Genomic DNA, 20,834 nt, shown 5'->3' on the forward strand with positions numbered 1-20,834 from the left:
CGATTAACTGTTCGATAATCGAACGAATTGTTTGCAAGCTACCGTTTTATCCGACAAGCATTTTGCCCTGGAAAGCAGCGCCGCGTGTGGCTCAGGAAAACAACTGCGCACTCAGCTCGCGACTGGCCTTGAGCATGCTCGGCAGGAAACGCTGCTCCAGCTCGGTACAACTGACACGTCCGGCATGGGCACTGACGTTCAACGCCGCCAGCACTTGCCCGGAGGCGTCATAGACCGGCACGGCAATCGAGCGCAAGCCTTGCTCCAGTTCCTGGTCGACAATGCACCAGCCCTGCTGGCGCACCTGCTGCAGACATTCGAGCAGCGCTTCGGGGGTATGCAGGGTCCGGCTGGTCTTGGCGTGCAGGTCGGCGTGTTCGAGGTACTCATGCAAGGAAGCATCGTCCAGCGCCGCCAAGAGGATTCGGCCCATGGACGTGCAATAGGCCGGCAACCGGCCGCCTACCGAGAGATCAACCGAGATCAGCCGCCGGGTGGTGGCGGAACGGGCGATATAGAGGATGTCGTCACCTTCCAGGGTCGCCATGTTGCAGGCTTCGTGCAGTTGCTCGCTCATGCGGTCGAGATAGGGTTGCGCCGACACCGCCAGGGGCGTGGATGACAGGTAGGCGTGGCCCAGGGTCAGTACCTTGGGCAGCAGCGAATAGGTCCGTCCGTCGGTGGTGGCGTAGCCGAGCTTGATCAGGGTATGCAGGCAACGGCGCACCGCCGCGCGGGGAATTTCCGTGCGGTGGCTGATCTGCGCAATGGTCAGGTGCCGCTTGCGCTCCTGGAACGCCTGCACCACCGCCAGGCCACGGGCCAGCGACGTCATGAAGTCAGGGTCGCCGGTCAACGCCTGGATACGTTTGGCCGGCGAGGCCACGATGGGCGGCGCCACGGAGGCGAAGGCATCACGCAATTGGTCGTTCATTACAAATTCCTTGTCTGCCGTGGAAACCCATTACAAGCCGGGCCCAGGCGATTAGACAAGCCAGGGCCGCGCGACTTTGTGCGATTATCGAACCAACGACCGATAATCGCAATTGACCCTGATCGTCGTAGCTTATACCTTGGCGCGCCGCTGCGGTTTTCCCGGGATACTGGTCAGGTACCCACCGGGAACTCCGTCGGTCCGGCCTCACCCACGAAGTGAGGCCGTTTTTTTTACCTCCTTGCAGGGTGGTCATCGCAAGGCGTGCCGATCCAGAAGTTGAACAGCCATTCTGCAACTGCATCAGCAGACCACTTCCAAGTATCAGGCTTATTGCAATGCAACTTGAGTTGATAACTGTCGTCAAAAAACAGGCAGCGGTTAGCCCGCCCTCAAGTTACAGTTAAAAACTCCTACATCACAAAACTCACCGACAAAGTTGACGAACTCCCTTATCTTCGCGATAGTGTCAGTCAAACCGACCGCTATAATTCCCTGTGCGACCTCAAGGCCGTCTGGCCCGACTGGGGTTCCGACTGTCAGCGCTCAATCACGAAATTGAACGTCTCGTCAGGGCGGTTGTGTTTAATGGAATACAATCACTCAACTCAAATTAGGTAGTACTGTGACGAAAGACGAACTGCGCGCGGAACTTGAGCGCCAGGAGCAACGTTACAAGGATGTTTACGGCGGGGCTGTCACCACCTACGCCGCCCAACCCGATCCAGAACGCAAACCCTGGCGCAAACGAGCCAGTCTTCTGGACCAGGCGTTTACCCAGGAACTGCAAAAGATGGAAAAGGAACTCAAGACCGAAGAGCCTTAGGCTTATCGGTATTGAACCTTGCCGAGCCCTGCCCTTCGCCACCAGACCTTTCCTACCCGGATAACGCCTGGCCCGCTGGACGCCAAGACCTACGCCATCCGCGTGTCAACCGTCGGCCCTGAGCACCTGCTCAGGTCAAATGGCGTCAGGCAGGCCCTCACCTGAAAGTTTTCTGGCATAATCGCGCCCCCTTATGACCGGGTCAGAAAACCTTCATGATCGATTTATTCAGCGGACTGGATGCCTGGGTGCTTGTGAGCCTGGTGCTCGCCCTGGCCTTTGTCCTCAGCTTCGAGTTCATCAACGGCTTTCATGACACCGCTAACGCGGTGGCCACTGTGATCTACACCAAAGCCATGCCGCCGCACCTGGCGGTATTCTTTTCCGGGGTGTTCAACTTCCTCGGCGTGCTGCTGGGCGGGGTCGGGGTTGCCTACGCCATCGTTCACCTGTTGCCGGTCGAGCTGCTGATCAACGTCAACACCGGACATGGTCTGGCCATGGTGTTTTCGCTGCTGGCGGCGGCCATCGCCTGGAACCTGGGCACCTGGTATTTCGGCATTCCGGCCTCCAGTTCCCACACCCTGATCGGCTCGATCCTCGGTGTCGGCCTGGCCAACGCCCTGCTCAATGGCATTCCCGTGAGCGAAGGCGTGAACTGGCAGAAAGCGGTCGATATCGGCGCCTCGCTGATCTTCTCGCCGATTGCCGGCCTGGTGCTGGCGGGCCTGATACTGGTTGGCCTGAAATGGTGGCGTCCGGAGTCCAAGATGCACAAGACCCCGGAACAACGGCGCAAGATCGACGACAAGAAGCACCCGCCGTTCTGGAACCGTCTGGTGCTGGTGCTCTCCGCCATGGCCGTGAGCTTCGTGCACGGTTCCAACGATGGCCAGAAAGGTATCGGCCTGATCATGCTGGTGCTGATCGGTATCGTCCCGGCGCAGTTCGTCCTTGACCTGAGCACCACCACGTACCAGATCGAACGCACCCGCGACGCGACCCTGCACCTGAGCCAGTTCTATCAGCGTAATAACGCCACCCTGAGCGAATTCCTCGCCCTGGGTAAAAACGTGGCCGACGATATGCCGGGCAAATTCCGCTGCAACCCGCAACGGACCGAACCCACCATCAACGCCTTGATGAGCAACCTCACGGGCGTGACCGACTACCATTCGCTGTCGGCGGAAAAACGCATTGAAGTGCGTCGCGGCCTGCTCTGCCTGGATGACACCGCCAAGCAGGTCAGCAAGTTGCCAGGCCTGGATTCCCGTGAAAAGGCCGACCTGGAAAAACTGCGCAAGGACCTGACCGCCACCACCGAATACGCGCCGTTCTGGGTGATCATCGCGGTGGCGCTGGCCCTCGGCCTGGGCACCATGATCGGCTGGAAACGCGTGGTCCTGACCATCGGCGAGAAGATCGGCAAGCAGGGCATGACCTATGCCCAGGGCATGTCGGCACAAATCACCACCGCCGGCTTGATCGCCCTGGCGAACATCGTCGCCCTGCCCGTCTCGACCACCCACGTCTTGTCGTCGGGTGTGGCCGGGACCATGATTGCCAGCAAAAGCGGCCTGCAAGGCAGCACCATCAAGACCATCCTGCTGGCCTGGCTGCTGACCCTGCCAATGACCATCGGCTTGTCCGCCGGTCTGTTCTGGCTGGCGACGAAAGTGCTCGGCAACTGATCCCGGGCGAATAACGAAAAAAGGTACGCTCCCGCCGGGACCGCACCTTTTTTATTTCCCGGTATGACCGGGATCCAATGCCAATAGCCGATTCGACACCGGCAAAAAAAGAGCAAAAAAAAGGGCGACCGAAGTCGCCCAAAATGCCTTGCGTGCTCGTTCCCTGGAAGCTCTACGGTTTTTTCCGTTTATGTGAGTCTTTCCAGATAAAAAATCCAAAACCGGCGAAGAACATCACCATGAGGCCGACAGTCAGCACTCCGGCGATCACCACGTTATCGAAGAACATGACTGGCCTCCTGCACTTGCCTTGTTGCGATGGAGCTAAGTTAGCCCAGCAGGCACAGTGAAAAATTGACCAGGGTCAATGCCGCCCAAGGCAGGGCGCGGGAGAAGGGGAATAACTGATCCATATCAAGAATCAGTGGGCTATCAGCGCTTTTTCGGCTTGTTCTTCGGTTTTTTCTTGCCTTTGCCCAGCGGCAGGGCCTGTTCGAACGCCTGACGAACTTCATTCAAGCGCTTTTCATTGAGATCATGGACACGCTTGGCCCGTTCAGTATCAAGGTCGATCAACTTGTCATCTTGGTTCATGGTCAGATTACATCGCTATCCGTCGAGTTCCATCGAAGGGTCACTGTCGGCCACCTTCGACACGCGCTATGGACTCATAATGCGGGCAAGTCGGCCGCTTATCCAGACCTCCCGCGCAACAAGACCTGGGCAGTCGCCCGATTTCCCAGCACAATCCCCTGACCCCGATTGCCCGCCAAGGAGCGCTGAAGTGGCGTTGCACCAAGATCTGCCGCCCTTGATGGCCCTGCGCGCGTTCGAGGCCGTGGCCCGTCATCTGAGCTTCATCAAGGCCGCCGACGAGCTGTGCGTCAGTCAAAGTGCGATCAGCCACCAAGTGCAGAAACTCGAACAGCATCTGGGCCAGCGACTGTTTGTCCGACGCACTCGCGCCATCGATCTCACAGAAGAAGGTGGTCGGTACTACCAACAAATCCGCCCGGCCCTGGAACAGATCGCCCAGGCCAGCCGTCAGCTCAGCCTGCCCCGGCAAAACCAGGTGCTACGCATCGGCTTGCTCGCCTCCTTCGCCACCCTCTGGCTGGCCCCGCGCCTGGCCGGCTTTATCCGTCGTTACCCGCAGATCAAGGTCGAACTGGAGCCCTCGATTCAACTGGCCGATGTGGCGGGCGCCGAGGTGGACCTGGCGATCCGCTATGGCAAAGGCGGCTGGCCCCATGTCAACGCCGTGCGCCTGATGGGCGAACGCCTTTTCCCGGTTTGCAGCCCGTCCTTCAAGGCCGATGGCGTCGAACAAGGCCCGCGGCTCATGTCACAGGCGCAGCAACCCTTCGAATGGATCGACTGGTCCCGCCATCATCGCCTTGATCTCCAGCACTACCCCAGCGTCATGCTCCACGACTACAACATCGTGGTCGAGGCGGCTATCGCCGGGCAGGGCATCGCCATGGGTCGCCAACATTTGATCGGCCGACATCTCAAGGAAGGTACGCTGGTGAATGCCTTCGACCTGCCGGCCTATGAAGGCGAGATCGGCTACTGGCTGGTCAAGCCCAACGCGGCGCTGAGTCCCGCCGCCGAATCCTTCTGCGAGTGGTTGCGGGAGCAGTGCTGCGCCGCCGACGCATGAATTATCTCGATACGTCGGATTGAATCTATGCGTTTGTCGGGTCATGGCGCGCCCAGCATGCTCAAGCCTCTTTCCCGGAGGTTTACCCATGAATGATTCCCTGTCCGACCGAGTGGCCCAACTGGGCCTGAACCTGCCGCAGCCGGGGCAGCCGATCGCCAACTATGTGAACTACGTCATCAGCCAGCACCAGCTGTTCATTTCCGGGCAGATCCCCCTGCAAGACGGCAAGCCGGCCTTTATCGGTCGCCTGGGTGACACCCTGGACGAAGCAGAAGGCGCGCAGGCCGCGGAGCTCGCCGCACTTGGTCTGCTGGCCCAACTGGGCCACGCCCTTGACGATGATCTCTCACGCCTGCTGCGGATTGTCCGGCTCGGGGTCTTTGTCGCCAGCAGCCCCGACTTCCAGCGCCAGGGGGTCGTGGCCAACGGCGCCTCCAATCTGCTGGTCAATGCCCTGGGCGACAAGGGCCGCCACGCGCGTACCGCCGTCGGTGTCGCCAGCCTGCCCAGCGGTGTGGCCGTGGAGATCGACGCGATTTTCGAGCTGCGGCCATGAACGATTCACTTGCGCACCAGATCGCCCACCTGCGGGCCGCGACGCCCGGCTGCTCCCGGGTGATCCATTTCAATCACGCCGGCGCCTCCCTGCCCAGCCAGGCCACGCTGGACGCCATCACCACGCAACTGCTGAGGGAAGCGACAATAGGCCCCATGGAAGCCGGCGTTGAAGGTGCCAGATTGCAGGAGCAAGCTCGTCACTGGGCGGCCAGACTGCTCGGCACCGACAGCGCCGCCATTGCCTTTACCAGCAGCGGCTCGGCGGCCTGGGGCATGGCGTTCAGTGCCCTGGGCGGCTGGCGGGCGGGCGACCGGATCCTGGTGGGACGGCATGAATGGGCTGGCAACCTGGCCTGCATGAGCCAGGCCCTGCAGTCCGGGGCCCGGCTCGAGGTGATCCCCTGTGACGAGAGCGGCGCGGTGTCGGTGTCCGCCCTGGAGCGGATGATCGACTCACGCGTGAAGCTGATCGCCCTGACCTGGCTCCCGGCCAACGGTGGCCTGATCAATCCGGCACAGGCCATCGGCGAAGTGGCGCGGCGGCATGGTATTGCCTACTTCATCGATGCCGGACAGGCCCTGGGCCAGCTGCCCTGTGATGTCCAGGCCCTGGGCTGCGACGTACTCAAGGGCGCCGCCCGCAAGTTCCTGCGCGGCCCGCGGGGCACGGCGCTGCTGTATGTACGCCCGGCATTCATGGCGCAGCTGCAGCCAGTCCAGCTCGATGTGCTCTCGGCGCCCTGGGACGGCCACGCCTTTACCCCGCGGGCCGATGCCCGCTGCTTTGAAACCAGCGAAGTCTCCCTGGCGCTGCTGGCCGGACTGGCGAATGCACTGAAAGAGGCCGTGGAGTTGGGGATCCAGCGAATTCATCGGCGAATCCAGGCGTTGAGCCAGCCCCTGCGCCAGGCACTGGGGCAGATCAATGGCCTGGAACTGCACGACCTGGGCCGGCCCGGACAACAATCAGGGCTGATTGCGTTCACGCTGGAAGGTTGGGATGTGTTTGAACTGAAACAGCGGCTGGCCGAAAGCGGCATCAACCTGGGGGCCAACGGTACGGCTTACACGCCACTGGATATGCGCGCGCGGAACCTGCCGGCTGTCGCACGGATCGCCGTCAGCCACCTCAATACCGGGGAAGAAATCGACACCCTGCTCCAGGCCCTGCGGACCCTGGCCAACGAGCGCCGTCAGACTTCGACATCCACCAACAGGCCCTGACGCGGCTGATCTTCCATCAGCGCCACCACGGGTACAGTGTTGTCGGCATTCAACTCATCGCCCGGGACGGCCAGGTGCAACTCGGGGTCATCGTCGGCTTCACGCCGGCGTTGCTGTTGTTCCTGCTGGCGCCGCTGTTCCTCGCGCAGCAGCCAGCCGGCCTCGTCCGGGTCACGCTTTTGCAGGTCGATGGTGCTCTCATTGGAGCTTTCCTGCACCGGCACCACGGGGGGGATGTCCGGTCGCGGTCGAATCGGATCGGTCTGGGACGTAATCGGTACGACACTCAGGGGCAGTATCGGTGGCAGCATGATGGCATTCTCCTGTCGTCAGGCTGTCGGCGGCGAGCTCGGCGACTTGAGCCCAGGAGGGTCAAAGTGTGACCGGATTAACACACAAAGGTGCCCGACATGCCGATGAGCTACCCTTTCTTCCAGGTCTCGCACCTGCAAAGGCAGGGTGCTCGCTAAAAGCGCGGTATTTGTGAGCTTCTTTTGGCCTGAAAGCGTCGATTCCGTTAACATAGTCGGCTTTTTCAAGGCGGGAGTCAGGCAGCATGGCGCAGCAGTATCAACCGGGGCAACGCTGGATCAGTGACAGCGAAGCGGAGTTGGGTTTAGGCACCGTTCTGGCACAGGACGGCCGCTTGTTGACCGTGCTCTACCCGGCCACTGGCGACACTCGCCAGTATGCGCTACGGAATGCGCCCCTGACCCGCGTGCGATTCTCACCGGGCGACACCATCACCCACTTCGAAGGCTGGAAGATGACCGTGCGGGAAGTCGACGATGTCGACGGATTGCTGGTCTACCACGGTCTCAACGCGCAGAACGAAGCCGTCACGCTGCCGGAAACCCAGCTGTCGAACTTCATCCAGTTCCGCCTGGCCAGCGACCGCCTGTTCGCCGGGCAGATCGACCCATTGGCCTGGTTCTCGCTGCGCTACCACACCCTGGAACACACCAGCCGGCAATTGCAGTCCTCGCTCTGGGGCCTGGGCGGCGTGCGCGCGCAACCGATCGCCCACCAGTTGCATATTGCCCGGGAAGTTGCCGACCGCATCGCGCCACGGGTCTTGCTGGCCGACGAAGTGGGCCTCGGCAAGACCATCGAAGCCGGTCTGGTGATCCATCGCCAGCTGCTCTCGGGGCGCGCCAACCGTGTGCTGATCCTGGTCCCGGAAAACCTGCAACACCAGTGGCTGGTGGAAATGCGCCGGCGCTTCAACCTGCAGGTCGCGCTGTTCGACGCCGAACGCTTTATCGAAAGCGATGCCAGCAACCCGTTCGAAGACACCCAGTTGGCCCTGGTGGCCCTGGAGTGGCTGGTGGAAGACGAGAAGGCCCAGGATGCGCTGTTCGCCGCCGACTGGGACCTGCTGGTGGTCGACGAAGCCCACCACCTGGTCTGGCATGAAGACCAGGTCAGCCCGCAATATGCCCTGGTCGAACAGTTGGCCGAAACCATTCCCGGCGTCCTGCTGCTGACCGCGACCCCGGAACAACTGGGCCAGGACAGCCACTTCGCCCGCCTGCGCCTGCTTGATCCGAACCGTTTCCATGACCTCAAGGCCTTCCGCGCCGAGAGCGAGAACTATCGCCCGGTGGCCGAAGCCGTCCAGGAACTGCTGGACAAAGGCCGCCTGTCGCCTGCCGCGCACAAAACCATCCAGGGTTTCCTGGGTGACGAAGGCGAAGCCCTGCTGACCGCCGTCAACGCTGGCGACAGCGATGCCAGCGCCCGCCTGGTGCGTGAACTGCTCGACCGTCACGGCACCGGCCGCGTGCTGTTCCGCAACACCCGCGCCGCAGTGCAGGGTTTCCCGGAGCGCAAGCTGCACGCCTACCCGCTGCCATGCCCGGACGAGTACCTCGAACTGCCGTTGGGCGAACACGCCGAGTTGTACCCGGAAGTCAGCTTCCAGGCCCAGCCGGACACCGACGACGAAGCCCGCTGGTGGCGCTTCGATCCGCGCGTCGAGTGGCTGATCGACCAATTGAAAATGCTCAAGCGCACCAAGGTCCTGGTGATCTGCGCCCACGCCGAAACCGCCATGGACCTGGAGGACGCCCTGCGCGTGCGCTCCGGCATTCCGGCCACGGTCTTCCACGAAGGCATGAACATCCTCGAGCGTGACCGCGCCGCCGCCTACTTCGCCGATGAAGAGTTCGGCGCCCAGGTGCTGATCTGCTCGGAAATCGGCAGTGAAGGTCGCAACTTCCAGTTCTCTCACCACCTGGTGCTGTTCGACCTGCCGTCCCACCCGGACCTGCTGGAGCAGCGCATTGGCCGTCTCGACCGGATCGGCCAGAAACACGTGATCGAACTGCATGTGCCGTACCTGCAGACCAGCCCGCAAGAGCGCCTGTTCCAGTGGTACCACGAAGCGCTGAACGCCTTCCTCAACACCTGCCCGACCGGCAACGCCCTGCAGCACCAGTTCGGCCCACGCCTGCTACCGCTGCTGGAAAACGCCGATGACGGCCAGTGGCAAGCGCTGATCGACGAAGCCCGCGGTGAGCGTGAACGCCTCGAAGCCGAACTGCACACCGGTCGCGACCGCCTGCTGGAACTCAACTCCGGGGGTGCCGGCGAAGGTGACGCGCTGGTCGAGGCGATCCATGAGCAGGATGACCAGTTCGCCCTGCCTATCTATATGGAAACCCTGTTCGATGCCTTCGGTATCGACAGCGAAGACCATTCGGAAAACGCCCTGATCCTCAAGCCGAGCGAGAAGATGCTCGACGCCAGCTTCCCGCTGGGCGACGACGAAGGCGTGACCATCACCTACGACCGCAACCAGGCGCTGTCACGCGAAGACATGCAGTTCATCACCTGGGAACACCCGATGGTGCAAGGCGGCATGGACCTGGTGCTGTCCGGCTCGATGGGCAACACCGCCGTGGCGCTGATCAAGAACAAGGCGCTCAAGCCCGGCACCGTGTTGCTGGAACTGCTTTATGTCAGCGAAGTGGTCGCACCGCGCTCGCTGCAACTGGGCCGCTACCTGCCGCCGGCGGCGCTGCGCTGCCTGCTGGATGCCAATGGCAACGACCTGTCGACCCGGGTGGCGTTCGAAACCCTGAACGACCAGTTGGAAAGCGTGCCACGGGCCAGTGCCAACAAATTCATCCAGGCCCAGCGCGACAGCCTGACGCCGAAGATCAACGCCGGCGAAGCCAAGATCGCACCGCGTCACGCCGAGCGCGTGGCCGAGGCCCAACGGCGCCTGGCGGCGGATACCGATGAAGAGCTGGCACGCCTGACCGCGTTGCAGGCGGTCAATCCGAGTGTGCGTGACAGTGAACTGCTGGCCTTGCGTCAACAGCGTGAACAAGGCCTGGCCATGCTGGAAAAAGCCGCGCTACGCCTGGAAGCGATTCGGGTGCTGGTGGCTGGTTGATGTAATCCGTCGCTGTGGGAGTCGGTGCTCTTAAGCGCCCCTTCGCGGGCAAGCTCCGCTCCCACAGGGTCTGTGTCGTGCACAAATTCCAGGTTTGACACAGGCCTTGTGGGAGCGGAGCTTGCCCGCGAAGAAGGCGCCTCGCTCTCAAGCAGTAACCGGCACCACCGCCGGCGCATCCGCCAGCATCCCCTCGCGCATACGCTGCGCATCCTTGCTGAAACAGCGCGCCGCCTGGAACAGGAACGCCAGCGTCAGCAACAAGGCGCCCGGAATCAGGTACATCGCGTCATGCAGCCCGACGGCCTTGAACGCCTCGCTCATCTGCTCGGCTCCCGCCGCCAGCATCGCCGCATGGGCGAAATGATCGGACAGCAAACCCACCACCACCGGCCCCAGACCACCCCCCAATAGATACAGGCCGGCAAAGTACACGGCCATGGCCGTCGCCCGCAGCCGCGGCTCGACCACGTCCTGAATCGCCGTATAAACACAGGTGTAGAAGTTGTAGGCAAACAGCCAACCGACACTGAACACCGCGACGAACCCCCCGATCTCGATCCGCCCGGCATGCAGTGCCCAGGCCGTGGTCAGCGTCGAGATCACCAGGCTCACGGCGGCGAACAACAGCCGGCCATTGGCAATGCGCTGGTGCAATTTGTCCGCGACCCAACCGCCCAGCGTCAATCCAAGCAAGCCGGTGACCCCGACGATCAAACCGGTCGCCACCGCGGCTTCCTGCAACGGCATGAGGAAGTAGCGCTGCAGCATCGGCACCAGAAACGAGTTACAAGCGTAGGTGGCAAAATTGAAAGTCAGCCCCGCCAGTACCAGCCAGAGAAACGTCGGGATCGCCATCAACCGACGCACCGGACGGTCGACCTTCTCCTGGGACACCTTCACCGTTTCCGCCGCACCGCGTTTCGGCTCCTTGATAAAGAACATGAACCCCGCCAGCAACAACCCTGGCACCGCCGCGATAAAGAACGGTGCACGCCAGCTGTCGAAGGCCTTGACCATGGCGCCGGTGGTAAAGAATGCCAACACCAGTCCCAGCGGCAAGCCAAGCATGAAGATGCCCATGGCCCGCGCCCGACGATGCGCCGGGAACAGGTCGCCGATCAGCGAGTTGGCCGCGGGTGCATAAGCGGCCTCGCCGATCCCCACCCCCATGCGCACCAGCAGGAAGGTCGCGAAACTGCCCACCAGGCCGTTCGCCGCCGTCAGCCCACTCCAGACCGCCAGCCCCCAACCCATCAGCTTGCTGCGCGAACCGTTGTCGGCCATCCGCCCCAAAGGCAGGCCGGCAATGGCATAGACAATGGTGAACGCTGTGCCGATGATGCCGATCTGGAAATCGCTCAGGTGCCATTCCATGCGGATCGGCTCGATGATGATCGCCGGCAGGGTGCGGTCGTAGAAATTGAAGAGGTTGGCGAGGAACAACAGGAACAGAATGCGCCAGGCATTCGCCGCTTGGGTCGAGTTCTGCATGGGGGTCCGTCTCTTTTATTGTTATAGGGGCTTGCCCGCCAGACGCGTTGAGCCCGGAACCTTCAATCTAGTGAGCGGCGCCTGGACTGTCTGCCACCATTCGTGGCGCTGATACCCGGCAATGCCCTGCCCAGGCACCTGATCGCGGCGACACAGGCGACCGCGGCGAAGGTTATGCAAAAAATACCCTCCAAAGCCCGGGCCGAAGCCTAGAATAGCCGCCGATGACCTCCCCCCACTTCCTCCGTGACCTTCCATGCCCGACGCTAATCCGTGTCTGAATTGTGGTGCCTGCTGTGCGTACTTCCGCGTGTCCTTCTATTGGGGAGAATGCGCCTCGGCCGGTGGCCTGGTGCCCGACGAACTGGTCACCCAGGTCGGCCCCAACCATGTGGCCATGCTCGGTACCGAATGCAGCTCGCCGCGCTGCACCGCACTTGAGGGCGAAGTCGGCCAGCAGGTCAGTTGCTCGATCTACCACCAACGCTCAAGCACCTGCCGGGAATTCGAGGCTTCGTGGGTCGACGGCGTGCACAACGAGTACTGCGACAAAGCCCGCGCGGCTGCCGGACTGCCACCGCTGGAGCCGGAACAGGCCGAGCGCTTAATACCCATCGCTATTTAGATCATTTCCAAATCATCGGCCTCACTCTGCCAGGCCCCCCTTGCAGCCTGGGGTGAGCGTCTATAGTCCAACTCAACCAGCGCCGGCAATTCCCCAGCACTGCGTTCAGTGCGCTGATAGTACAAAATTCATAAAAAGTTCCCCGCCAATTAAAGAACGCCATTTTTTGGCCGATGCTTCGGTAATACAAGCAAGGCTCTCCCCTAGGAGCGCCTAGGGATAGACCCTATCGCTCAGGCCCATATCGCGAGGTACAGTCGCGATCTCTCACTCCGTGATGGCGCGTTGATATCCTTTCGACCGCCGAACCAGACCAGGCAAATGGCGCACAATGACCTCTAAAAATACTCCAGCCAACGTAGTATCCGATCTGACGTTGCCACCGGTCGCGGAAAAAACCTACAAGGCCTACTCCACTCCCCGTCCGCTGTCGACTCAGCAGTACCTGTACTTCACCGAAACCAACACCGACCGCATCCTCGACAACCTCGACGGCCTGCGCGACATGGTGTTCCCCCGCTCGCCCCATACCGAAGGCGAAAGCGAGGCGCGCCGTGAGCAGGAATTCCCCTCCGTGTGCCTGATCGGCCTGGGTCGCTGCGGTTCGAACATTGCCCTGGACGTCGCGGAACTGGTGTACAACGCCCGCAAGTTCTACCTCAACGAGTTCAACAACGAAGACAAGGTCAGCGACAAGGGCTACCGCCCGGCGCAATGGATCCGCAACAACCTGCGCCTGGTGCAGAACAAATCCGCCAAGCCGGTGTTCCTGGTGGAACCCCTGGTGATGCTCGGCGACCTGGACAAGGACATCGCCGGGCGCATTCGTTTCTCGCGCAAGGGCGAAAAAAGCGGCTTTATCCGCGACTACAGCAAGATGAAGATCATGGACCTGTCGGAAGTCCATGCCGGTGGTGCGGGCAACGCGCCGATCCTCGGCCAGTACCTGGCCAAGATCATCCTGAACAAGGACACCCAGCGCTTCTCCAGCCCCGACTGGAAGATGATCCACTCCTACCTGATCGACTCCTGCGGCATCAAGGCCAACCAGTCGCGCCTGTACTTCTCGATCTTCAGCGCCGGCGGCGGTACCGGTTCAGGCATGGCCTCGGAATTCGGCCTGGCCCAGCAATACTCCTACATGAACAAAACCTTCGACACCAAGCCCGCCGACGAGCACGACAGCAAGAGCGGCCACTCCTTTGTGTTCGAACCGATCTTCACCAGCGGTATCTGCGTACTGCCGAACATTTCCGATCACCGCAGTGAAATGTCCGAAGCCCTGCACATCAACGCCGGTCGCCTGCTCTGCAAGTACCTGTCCGAAGAATGGGACTTCTCGTACAACTTCGACAATGACGACAGCAGCGAAGCCAGCGTCATGGGGCGCATTCGCCCGTGGAACGCGATGATGCTGATCTCCAACGACATCATGCGTTATGCCGAAGAGAGCGATGACGGCAACATCCAGAACATTGATGTCAATGCCATGGAGAAGCACGCCAACCAGTACATCTCCCAGCAGATCTTCAACATTCTCACTGCCCAGGCGGTGACCACCGACTACGACCAGAACTATTTCCGGCGGGCCGGCATCGACATCGGCGAGACCATTCGCCTGGATGCCAACGACCTGTTTATGAGCCTGGCTGGTCCCGTGGCCATTGCCTACGCCGAATCCGTGGTACCAGAACAGCCGACGCCCACCGGCGACAAGTTCAAAGTGTTCGAGAAAGAGCCCCAACGGCTGAACATCGACGACCTGTTCTTCCGCTCCATCGACCTGCCGCACTTCAACAAGGTGACCCAGGCAATCGAAGGCATCAGCCTGCTGCCCATCGAGTCCAAGCGCTATCGCGCGGCCCTGGATCAGTACAAGACCTCGGGTTACGACGCCGCGGCGCTGCACGACCTGCACTTCTTCAAAAACTGCTCATCGGTGGTCTCGATCGTCTCCCTGCCCAAGGACTACAAACTGTCCTATATGGACCTGAACCGGCTCAAGACCCACCTCAACAGCCTGTTCCCCAACACCACGCTCAAGCGCTACGCCCTGGTCATCGGCGCCTCGGCGAACCTCTCGCTGACCACCCTGATCGCCAAGAGCCCGTGCCTGTCGGACGACTTCCTGACGCTGATCGTGGCCTTTATCAAGCGCTGCTTCGCGCGTAACCCGTACCGTTTCGACGATACGCTGGACAACGCGATGCTGGACTTCATCACCCGTGATGAGTTCGATGAAGACAGCCTCGACGAATTGCTCAACGAATTCGAAAACCCGGCGAAGATCCTCGACACCAACTGGTACGCAATCAAGCCGATGTACGAGAAGAAGTACCGCGAGCTGATCAACGACAAGGAAAAGTTCGTCTCGATCAACGATATCCGTCTGTCCCGCGACTGCGTGAAGAAGGCCATCAAGTACCTGCGCGAGATCTACCGTCACCGCATTGGCAAGACCAAGGTCATTTCGCTGAATAACCACACGGGCAAGACCGAGTACTGAGCACAGCCCTAAGTGTAGGAGCCGGCTTGCCGGCGATTGCGATGTGATATTCACCACCGCTATCGCCGGCAAGCCGGCTCCTACAGGACAGCGTCGTATTCGAGAGAATCCGAAGTGACCGGACGATTGTAGATTTTCTCTACGGGCAAACTGCCATTACTGCGCAACGCAGTTACGGACCTACACACCGCCCGGCTATAAACGCACAAGGGTTATGCGCAATTACGGTGCACTGAATTATTTTGTTGCTCTTTCCTGGACCATCACCCAGGGCGAAACCACCACCGCCCACAGCGTCGGATCGCGCTCGAATAGATCCAGCGCCCGCGATTCAGACACCTTGCCCAGCTCCCCGCTGTCCAGCCATGCGGCGACTTTTGCGGCCTGGTTCTCGGCCACGGCCTCGGCGGCGGCGATCAGATCCAGTGCCGGCTCGACCCACAATAGGGCACCCCGGGCAAAGAACGGTTGCAGCTCTTCCCAGCGAATAGATGCGGTTTCACCAAGCAGTTTGGCATAGAGGGTGCTAGGTTCTTGAATCATGGGGGTCCACCTGAGAAAAAATCGGCGCAATGATAACGTCGAGACTCGCTTGGAAACACCCAGATGAAACTGAAGGGGTGATCGAGGGGATGGAAGGCGCCAGGGATTGCAGCTGAAAGCCAGCAACATCCAGATAAAAATCTGCATGACAATCTGCCGCTATTCTGTCTTTTTCTTTCACTTAGGCGACATATCTCGATTTTGCCTCCGGCTGCCCGCTATCCAATCGATGAGGGCGCACACTAAACTGTATCGGTACAGTTGCCGGAGCCAGAACCGGGATATCGGCGTTAAATCTGACCCGGTCCCACAGCCCCGGCCGTAGGACTCTAAAAACTACAACAGCAAGAGTGGAGCACTAATGACTAAGCAGATTTCCAAACTGTTCGCCGCTATGGTTCTGGCCGGTATTGCCAGCCATTCTTTCGCTGCAGACACCATCAAGATTGGTATCGCCGGCCCGAAAACCGGTCCTGTGACCCAGTACGGTGACATGCAGTTCATGGGCGCGAAACTGGCCATCGAACAGATCAACGCCAAGGGCGGCGTCGACGGCAAGATGCTCGAAGCCAAGGAATACGACGATGCGTGCGACCCTAAACAGGCCGTAGCCGTGGCCAACAAAGTGGTCAACGACGGCGTCAAGTTCGTAGTCGGTCACCTCTGCTCCAGCTCCACCCAACCGGCTTCGGATATCTACGAAGACGAAGGCGTGATCATGATCACTCCGGCCGCCACCAGCCCGGAAATCACTGCTCGCGGCTACAAAATGGTGTTCCGTACCATCGGCCTGGACAGCGCCCAGGGCCCTGCCGCCGGTAACTACATCGCCGATCACGTCAAACCGAAAATCGTTGCGGTCCTGCACGACAAGCAGCAATACGGTGAAGGCATCGCCACCGCGGTCAAGCAGACCCTCGAGAAGAAAGGCGTGAAAGTGGCCGTCTTCGAAGGCCTGAACGCTGGCGACAAGGACTTCTCCTCGATCATCCAGAAACTCAAGCAAGCCAACGTCGACTTCGTCTACTACGGCGGCTACCACCCGGAACTGGGCCTGATCCTGCGTCAGTCCAAGGAAAAAGGCCTGAACGCCAAGTTCATGGGTCCGGAAGGCGTCGGCAACGACTCCATCTCGCAGATCGCCCAGGACGCTTCCGAAGGTCTGCTGGTGACCCTGCCGAAGTCCTTCGACCAGGATCCGGCCAACAAGGCCCTGGTAGATGCATTCGCGGCCAAGAAACAAGACCCGACCGGCCCATTCGTGTTCCCGGCCTACTCGGCTGTGGAAGTCATCGCCGAAGGCATCAAGGCCGCGAAGAGCGAAGACACCGCCAAGGTGGCCGCCGCCATCCACGCCGGTACCTTCAAGACCCCGACCGGCGAGCTCTCCTTCAACGAGAAGGGCGACCTGAAGAACTTCAAGTTCGTGGTCTACCAGTGGCATTTCGGTAAACCGAAAACCGAAGTATCCCCTCAGTAAGTCAGGCCTGACCGGTCAAGAAGCCCACTGTGCAAGCAGTGGGCTTTGTTTTACGAGGTTTATGGGCCTGACACCCGCGATCCGGGAGCTGGCTCACCTGAAAATCTTAAAACCGTCACCAGCGGTTCGCTGGCAAACGCTCGTGCCGACGTGGCCACAGACCACGGCAGCGGGCCGGAATATGACTCCACCAGTGAAATGCGTATCGGGTTTTTAGGAGCGCTGTAATGCCTGAGATCTATCACTTCTTCCAACAGCTGGTTAATGGTCTGACCATTGGCAGCACCTATGCCTTGATTGCCATTGGCTACACAATGGTTTACGGCATTATTGGAATGATCAACTTCGCCCATGGCGAGGTGTACATGATTGGTTCCTACGTGGCCTTCATCGCCCTTGCCGGGCTGGCCATGGTGGGTATCCACTCCCTGCCGCTGTTGATGACCGCCGCGTTTATCGCAACGATCGTCGTGACCAGTGCCTATGGCTACAGTATCGAGCGCGTTGCCTATCGCCCCCTGCGTGGCAGCAACCGCCTGATCCCGCTGATTTCCGCCATCGGCATGTCGATTTTCCTGCAGAACACTGTACTGCTGTCCCAGGACTCCAAGGACAAGTCCATCCCCAACCTGATCCCGGGGAGTTTCTCCTTCGGTCCAGGCGGCGCAGAGGAAGTGCTGATTTCCTATATGCAGATCCTGGTATTCGTCGTCACCCTGGTGGCCATGACCGGACTGACGCTGTTCATCTCCCGTTCACGCCTGGGCCGCGCCTGTCGCGCCTGCGCCGAAGACATCAAGATGGCTAACCTGTTGGGCATCAACACCAACAACATCATCGCCCTGACCTTCGTCATCGGCGCCGCCCTCGCGGCGGTCGCAGCCGTGCTGCTGAGCATGCAATACGGCGTGATCAACCCCAACGCCGGTTTCCTGGTGGGCCTCAAAGCCTTTACCGCGGCAGTCCTGGGCGGCATCGGCAGTATTCCGGGCGCCATGCTCGGCGGGCTGGTGCTGGGGGTGGCCGAAGCCTTTGGCGCCGATATCTTCGGCGACCAGTACAAGGACGTGGTGGCATTCGGTCTTTTGGTTCTGGTGCTGTTGTTCCGGCCGACCGGCATCCTGGGCCGTCCGGAGGTTGAGAAAGTATGAGCAAATATCTCAAATCGGCGCTGTTCAGCGCCTTGCTGGTCTGGGCCGTGGCCTTTCCGGTGCTCGGGCTCAAGCTGAGCATCGTCGGGATCAACCTCGAGGTGGAGGGTACGGGTCCCGTCACCCTCGGCGTCATCGCCCTGTGCTCGGTCCTGATGTTCCTGCGGGTGCTGTTCAGCCGGCAGTTCAATGCACTGTTCAAGTCATCCCGTGGCCCGCTGGTCTCGCCCAAGGTCGGCCAGTTCCTGACCCTGCCGAGCACCCAGCGCTGGATCATCATCGCGCTGATCGCGACCGCGTTGATCTGGCCGTTCTTCGGCTCGCGCGGCGCGGTCGACATCGCCACCCTGATCCTGATCTACGTGCTGCTGGGCCTGGGCCTGAACATCGTGGTCGGCCTGGCCGGCCTGCTCGACCTGGGTTATGTCGGCTTCTATGCGGTGGGTGCCTACACCTACGCGCTGCTGTCGCACTACTTCGGCTTGAGCTTCTGGATCTGCCTGCCGCTCGCCGGCCTGATGTCGGCCAGCTTCGGCTTCCTGCTGGGCTTCCCGGTCTTGCGCTTGCGTGGTGACTACCTGGCCATCGTGACCCTGGGCTTCGGTGAAATCATCCGGCTGTTCCTGCGTAACCTCACCGGCCTCACCGGCGGTCCCAACGGCATCAGCAACATTCCCAAGCCGACCTTCTTCGGACTGTCGTTTGAGCGCACTGCCGCCGAAGGCATGCAGACCTTCCACGAGTTTTTCGGGCTGACGTACAACCCGGTGAGCAAGGTGGTGTTCCTGTACCTGGTGGCCCTGTTGCTGGCATTGTTCGCACTGTTCGTGATCAACCGCCTGCTGCGCATGCCCATTGGCCGTGCCTGGGAAGCGCTGCGCGAAGATGAAATCGCCTGCCGGGCACTGGGTCTGAATCCCACCGTGATCAAACTCACGGCCTTCACCCTGGGCGCCTGCTTCGCCGGTTTCGCCGGCAGCTTCTTCGCCGCGCGCCAAGGCCTGGTGACGCCGGAGTCGTTCACCTTCATCGAGTCGGCGATCATTCTCGCCATCGTCGTGCTGGGTGGCATGGGCTCGCAACTGGGGGTGATCCTCGCCGCCGTGGTGATGATCCTGCTGCCGGAACTGATGCGTGACTTCAGCGAATACCGCATGTTGATGTTCGGCGCCCTGATGGTGCTGATGATGATCTGGCGTCCACAAGGTCTGCTGCCCATGCAACGTCCTCACATGGAGCTGCGTAAATGAGCCGTGAGATCCTCAAAGTAACCGACCTGAGCATGCGCTTCGGTGGCCTGTTGGCGGTCAACAGCGTGGCCCTGACCGTCCAGGAAAAACAAGTAGTGGCCTTGATCGGCCCGAACGGCGCCGGCAAGACCACGGTGTTCAACTGCCTGACCGGTTTCTACAAGCCGAGTGCCGGCAGCATCCTGCTCGACGGCCAGCCGATCCAGGGCCTGGCCGGCCATGAGATTGCCCGCAAGGGCGTGGTGCGGACCTTCCAGAACGTGCGTCTGTTCAAGGACATGACCGCAGTGGAAAACCTGCTGATTGCCCAGCACCGGCACCTGAACACCAACTTCCTCGCCGGCCTGTTCAAGACCCCGGCGTTCCGCAAGAGCGAACGCGAAGCCATGGAGTACGCCGCGTATTGGCTGGACAAGGTCAACCTGACCGAGTTCGCCAACCGCCCGGCGGGCACCCTGGCCTATGGTCAGCAACGTCGCCTGGAAATCGCCCGCTGCATGATGACCCGCCCGCGGATCCTCATGCTCGACGAGCCCGCGGCCGGTCTGAACCCGCGGGAAACCGACGACCTCAAGGCGCTGATCAGTGTGCTGCGTGAAGAACACAACGTCACGGTGCTGCTGATCGAGCACGACATGAAGCTGGTCATGAGCATTTCCGACCATATCGTCGTGATCAACCAGGGCACACCGTTGGCCGACGGCACGCCACAACAGATCCGCGACAATCCCGAAGTGATCAAAGCCTACCTGGGGGAAGCGTAAATGCTGCAATTCGAAAACGTTTCCACCTTCTACGGCAAGATCCAGGCCCTGCACAGTGTCAATGTGGAGGTTCGCCAGGGTGAAATCGTCACCCTGATCGGTGCCAACGGCGCGGGTAAGTCGACCCTGCTGATGACACTCTGCGGTTCGCCGCAGGCCCACAGCGGCAGTATCCGCTACATGGGCGAAGAGTTGGTGGGGCAGGAATCTTCGCAGATCATGCGCAAGAGCATCGCGGTGGTGCCGGAAGGCCGTCGGGTGTTCTCGCGCCTGACCGTGGAAGAGAACCTCTCCATGGGTGGTTTTTTCACCGACAAGGGCGATTACCAGGCGCAGATGGACAAGGTCCTGGGACTGTTCCCACGCCTCAAGGAACGTTTCAACCAGCGCGGCGGCACCATGTCCGGCGGTGAACAGCAGATGCTCGCCATTGGCCGGGCGCTGATGAGCAAGCCGAAACTGTTGCTGCTGGACGAACCGTCCCTGGGCCTGGCCCCGATCATCATCCAGCAGATCTTCGATATCATCGAACAGCTGCGCAAGGACGGTGTGACGGTGTTCCTGGTGGAACAGAACGCCAACCAGGCGCTGAAAATCGCCGACCGTGCCTACGTGCTGGAAAACGGCCGAGTGGTGATGGAAGGCAGCGGCAACGACCTGCTGACCGACCCGAAAGTGCGTGAGGCGTATCTGGGCGGTTGATCCGCCCAGCGGCCAAA

At 60.9% G+C, this 20,834-nt stretch carries 19 protein-coding genes; 13 read left to right on the forward strand and 6 right to left on the reverse strand.

Translation table 11 applies throughout. The features are described from left to right. Positions 1-91: 91 nt before the first annotated feature. The gene (gene pcaR / locus AC07VG_RS08725; protein ID WP_494999502.1) at positions 92-934 is read right to left on the reverse strand and encodes a pca regulon transcriptional regulator PcaR; all 843 of its coding nucleotides are present in this window, start codon (positions 932-934) and stop codon (positions 92-94) included. Positions 935-1,559: 625 nt separating this feature from the next. Here pcaR and AC07VG_RS08730 point away from each other — a divergent pair. Together AC07VG_RS08730 and AC07VG_RS08735 are read left to right on the forward strand one after the other, a co-directional pair. Further along, positions 1,560-1,760: a hypothetical protein gene (locus AC07VG_RS08730; RefSeq protein WP_494999501.1), complete on the forward strand. Its 201-nt coding sequence runs from the start codon at positions 1,560-1,562 to the stop codon at positions 1,758-1,760. 215 nt (positions 1,761-1,975) lie between these two features. After that, a complete protein-coding gene (locus AC07VG_RS08735) occupies positions 1,976-3,451 on the forward strand; it encodes an inorganic phosphate transporter (protein ID WP_494999500.1) in 1,476 nt (491 codons plus the stop codon). Between the two features lie 172 nt (positions 3,452-3,623). Here the strand turns inward: AC07VG_RS08735 and ccoM are convergent, their stop codons facing one another. Together ccoM and AC07VG_RS08745 are read right to left on the reverse strand one after the other, a co-directional pair. Continuing rightward, a complete protein-coding gene (gene ccoM / locus AC07VG_RS08740) occupies positions 3,624-3,740 on the reverse strand; it encodes a cytochrome c oxidase subunit CcoM (RefSeq protein WP_017127681.1) in 117 nt (38 codons plus the stop codon). A gap of 143 nt (positions 3,741-3,883) precedes the next feature. Beyond that, positions 3,884-4,045: a hypothetical protein gene (locus AC07VG_RS08745; protein WP_494999499.1), complete on the reverse strand. Its 162-nt coding sequence runs from the start codon at positions 4,043-4,045 to the stop codon at positions 3,884-3,886. A gap of 190 nt (positions 4,046-4,235) precedes the next feature. Between AC07VG_RS08745 and AC07VG_RS08750 the strand changes: the two genes are divergently transcribed. The 3 genes from AC07VG_RS08750 (at position 4,236) to AC07VG_RS08760 (ending at position 6,899) form a co-directional block, all read left to right on the forward strand. After that, positions 4,236-5,114 (forward strand): LysR substrate-binding domain-containing protein, encoded by an 879-nt coding sequence (locus AC07VG_RS08750; RefSeq protein WP_495020875.1) that lies wholly within the window; start codon positions 4,236-4,238, stop codon positions 5,112-5,114. An 88-nt stretch (positions 5,115-5,202) separates the two neighbouring features. Beyond that, on the forward strand, positions 5,203-5,673 hold the full coding sequence (locus tag AC07VG_RS08755) for a RidA family protein (protein ID WP_495020876.1): 471 nt from the start codon (positions 5,203-5,205) through the stop codon (positions 5,671-5,673). Then, complete coding sequence (locus AC07VG_RS08760) at positions 5,670-6,899, forward strand: aminotransferase class V-fold PLP-dependent enzyme (RefSeq protein WP_495020877.1); 1,230 nt, start codon at positions 5,670-5,672, stop codon at positions 6,897-6,899. Before AC07VG_RS08755 ends, AC07VG_RS08760 begins: the two co-directional genes overlap by 4 nt. On the opposite strand, the gene AC07VG_RS08765 is transcribed toward AC07VG_RS08760, so the two are convergent. Beyond that, positions 6,869-7,210, reverse strand: coding sequence for an aspartate-semialdehyde dehydrogenase (locus AC07VG_RS08765; RefSeq protein ID WP_494999495.1), 342 nt, complete (start codon positions 7,208-7,210; stop codon positions 6,869-6,871). The two genes, AC07VG_RS08760 and AC07VG_RS08765, sit on opposite strands and share 31 nt — an antisense overlap. A 245-nt stretch (positions 7,211-7,455) precedes the next feature. Here AC07VG_RS08765 and rapA point away from each other — a divergent pair, with 245 nt between their 5' ends. Then, the gene (gene rapA, locus AC07VG_RS08770) at positions 7,456-10,302 is read left to right on the forward strand and encodes an RNA polymerase-associated protein RapA (protein ID WP_494999494.1); all 2,847 of its coding nucleotides are present in this window, start codon (positions 7,456-7,458) and stop codon (positions 10,300-10,302) included. Between the two features lie 147 nt (positions 10,303-10,449). On the opposite strand, the gene AC07VG_RS08775 is transcribed toward rapA, so the two are convergent. Continuing rightward, complete coding sequence (locus tag AC07VG_RS08775) at positions 10,450-11,796, reverse strand: spinster family MFS transporter (protein WP_495020878.1); 1,347 nt, start codon at positions 11,794-11,796, stop codon at positions 10,450-10,452. Between the two features lie 256 nt (positions 11,797-12,052). Between AC07VG_RS08775 and AC07VG_RS08780 the strand changes: the two genes are divergently transcribed. Then, on the forward strand, positions 12,053-12,421 hold the full coding sequence (locus AC07VG_RS08780; RefSeq protein ID WP_494999492.1) for a YkgJ family cysteine cluster protein: 369 nt from the start codon (positions 12,053-12,055) through the stop codon (positions 12,419-12,421). Positions 12,422-12,752: 331 nt separating this feature from the next. Next, positions 12,753-14,927 (forward strand): hypothetical protein, encoded by a 2,175-nt coding sequence (locus AC07VG_RS08785; RefSeq protein WP_494999491.1) that lies wholly within the window; start codon positions 12,753-12,755, stop codon positions 14,925-14,927. A gap of 237 nt (positions 14,928-15,164) precedes the next feature. Here AC07VG_RS08785 and AC07VG_RS08790 read toward each other — a convergent pair whose 3' ends face one another. Next, the gene (locus AC07VG_RS08790; protein ID WP_494999490.1) at positions 15,165-15,470 is read right to left on the reverse strand and encodes a DUF2288 domain-containing protein; all 306 of its coding nucleotides are present in this window, start codon (positions 15,468-15,470) and stop codon (positions 15,165-15,167) included. A 361-nt stretch (positions 15,471-15,831) separates the two neighbouring features. Between AC07VG_RS08790 and AC07VG_RS08795 the strand changes: the two genes are divergently transcribed. The 5 genes from AC07VG_RS08795 to AC07VG_RS08815 all read left to right on the forward strand — a co-directional run bounded on the left by AC07VG_RS08795 (position 15,832) and on the right by AC07VG_RS08815 (position 20,817). After that, on the forward strand, positions 15,832-16,950 hold the full coding sequence (locus tag AC07VG_RS08795; RefSeq protein ID WP_494999489.1) for a branched-chain amino acid ABC transporter substrate-binding protein: 1,119 nt from the start codon (positions 15,832-15,834) through the stop codon (positions 16,948-16,950). Positions 16,951-17,177: 227 nt separating this feature from the next. After that, complete coding sequence (gene livH, locus AC07VG_RS08800) at positions 17,178-18,101, forward strand: high-affinity branched-chain amino acid ABC transporter permease LivH (RefSeq protein ID WP_495020879.1); 924 nt, start codon at positions 17,178-17,180, stop codon at positions 18,099-18,101. Then, positions 18,098-19,351, forward strand: a complete 1,254-nt coding sequence (locus tag AC07VG_RS08805; RefSeq protein WP_494999487.1) for a high-affinity branched-chain amino acid ABC transporter permease LivM — start codon at positions 18,098-18,100, stop codon at positions 19,349-19,351. Before livH ends, AC07VG_RS08805 begins: the two co-directional genes overlap by 4 nt. Continuing rightward, positions 19,348-20,115, forward strand: a complete 768-nt coding sequence (gene livG / locus AC07VG_RS08810) for a high-affinity branched-chain amino acid ABC transporter ATP-binding protein LivG (protein WP_494999486.1) — start codon at positions 19,348-19,350, stop codon at positions 20,113-20,115. The genes AC07VG_RS08805 and livG overlap by 4 nt, the downstream gene beginning before the upstream one ends. Further along, positions 20,116-20,817, forward strand: a complete 702-nt coding sequence (locus AC07VG_RS08815; protein WP_494999485.1) for an ABC transporter ATP-binding protein — start codon at positions 20,116-20,118, stop codon at positions 20,815-20,817. The last annotated feature ends 17 nt before the right edge of the window (positions 20,818-20,834 follow it).

The organism is Pseudomonas sp. GW821-FHT03C07 (assembly GCF_059420925.1).

Coding starts and splice junctions, on each gene's coding strand:
- AC07VG_RS08805 (WP_494999487.1), top strand. CDS start 18,098: ATGAGCAAATATCTCAAATCGGCGCTGTTCAGCGCCTTGCTGGTCTGG.
- rapA (WP_494999494.1), top strand. CDS start 7,456: ATGGCGCAGCAGTATCAACCGGGGCAACGCTGGATCAGTGACAGCGAA.
- pcaR (WP_494999502.1), bottom strand. CDS start 934: ATGAACGACCAATTGCGTGATGCCTTCGCCTCCGTGGCGCCGCCCATC.
- AC07VG_RS08815 (WP_494999485.1), top strand. CDS start 20,116: ATGCTGCAATTCGAAAACGTTTCCACCTTCTACGGCAAGATCCAGGCC.
- AC07VG_RS08780 (WP_494999492.1), top strand. CDS start 12,053: ATGCCCGACGCTAATCCGTGTCTGAATTGTGGTGCCTGCTGTGCGTAC.
- AC07VG_RS08795 (WP_494999489.1), top strand. CDS start 15,832: ATGACTAAGCAGATTTCCAAACTGTTCGCCGCTATGGTTCTGGCCGGT.
- AC07VG_RS08775 (WP_495020878.1), bottom strand. CDS start 11,796: ATGCAGAACTCGACCCAAGCGGCGAATGCCTGGCGCATTCTGTTCCTG.
- AC07VG_RS08755 (WP_495020876.1), top strand. CDS start 5,203: ATGAATGATTCCCTGTCCGACCGAGTGGCCCAACTGGGCCTGAACCTG.
- AC07VG_RS08760 (WP_495020877.1), top strand. CDS start 5,670: ATGAACGATTCACTTGCGCACCAGATCGCCCACCTGCGGGCCGCGACG.
- ccoM (WP_017127681.1), bottom strand. CDS start 3,740: ATGTTCTTCGATAACGTGGTGATCGCCGGAGTGCTGACTGTCGGCCTC.
- AC07VG_RS08765 (WP_494999495.1), bottom strand. CDS start 7,210: ATGCTGCCACCGATACTGCCCCTGAGTGTCGTACCGATTACGTCCCAG.
- AC07VG_RS08735 (WP_494999500.1), top strand. CDS start 1,976: ATGATCGATTTATTCAGCGGACTGGATGCCTGGGTGCTTGTGAGCCTG.
- AC07VG_RS08790 (WP_494999490.1), bottom strand. CDS start 15,470: ATGATTCAAGAACCTAGCACCCTCTATGCCAAACTGCTTGGTGAAACC.
- AC07VG_RS08745 (WP_494999499.1), bottom strand. CDS start 4,045: ATGAACCAAGATGACAAGTTGATCGACCTTGATACTGAACGGGCCAAG.
- livH (WP_495020879.1), top strand. CDS start 17,178: ATGCCTGAGATCTATCACTTCTTCCAACAGCTGGTTAATGGTCTGACC.
- livG (WP_494999486.1), top strand. CDS start 19,348: ATGAGCCGTGAGATCCTCAAAGTAACCGACCTGAGCATGCGCTTCGGT.
- AC07VG_RS08785 (WP_494999491.1), top strand. CDS start 12,753: ATGACCTCTAAAAATACTCCAGCCAACGTAGTATCCGATCTGACGTTG.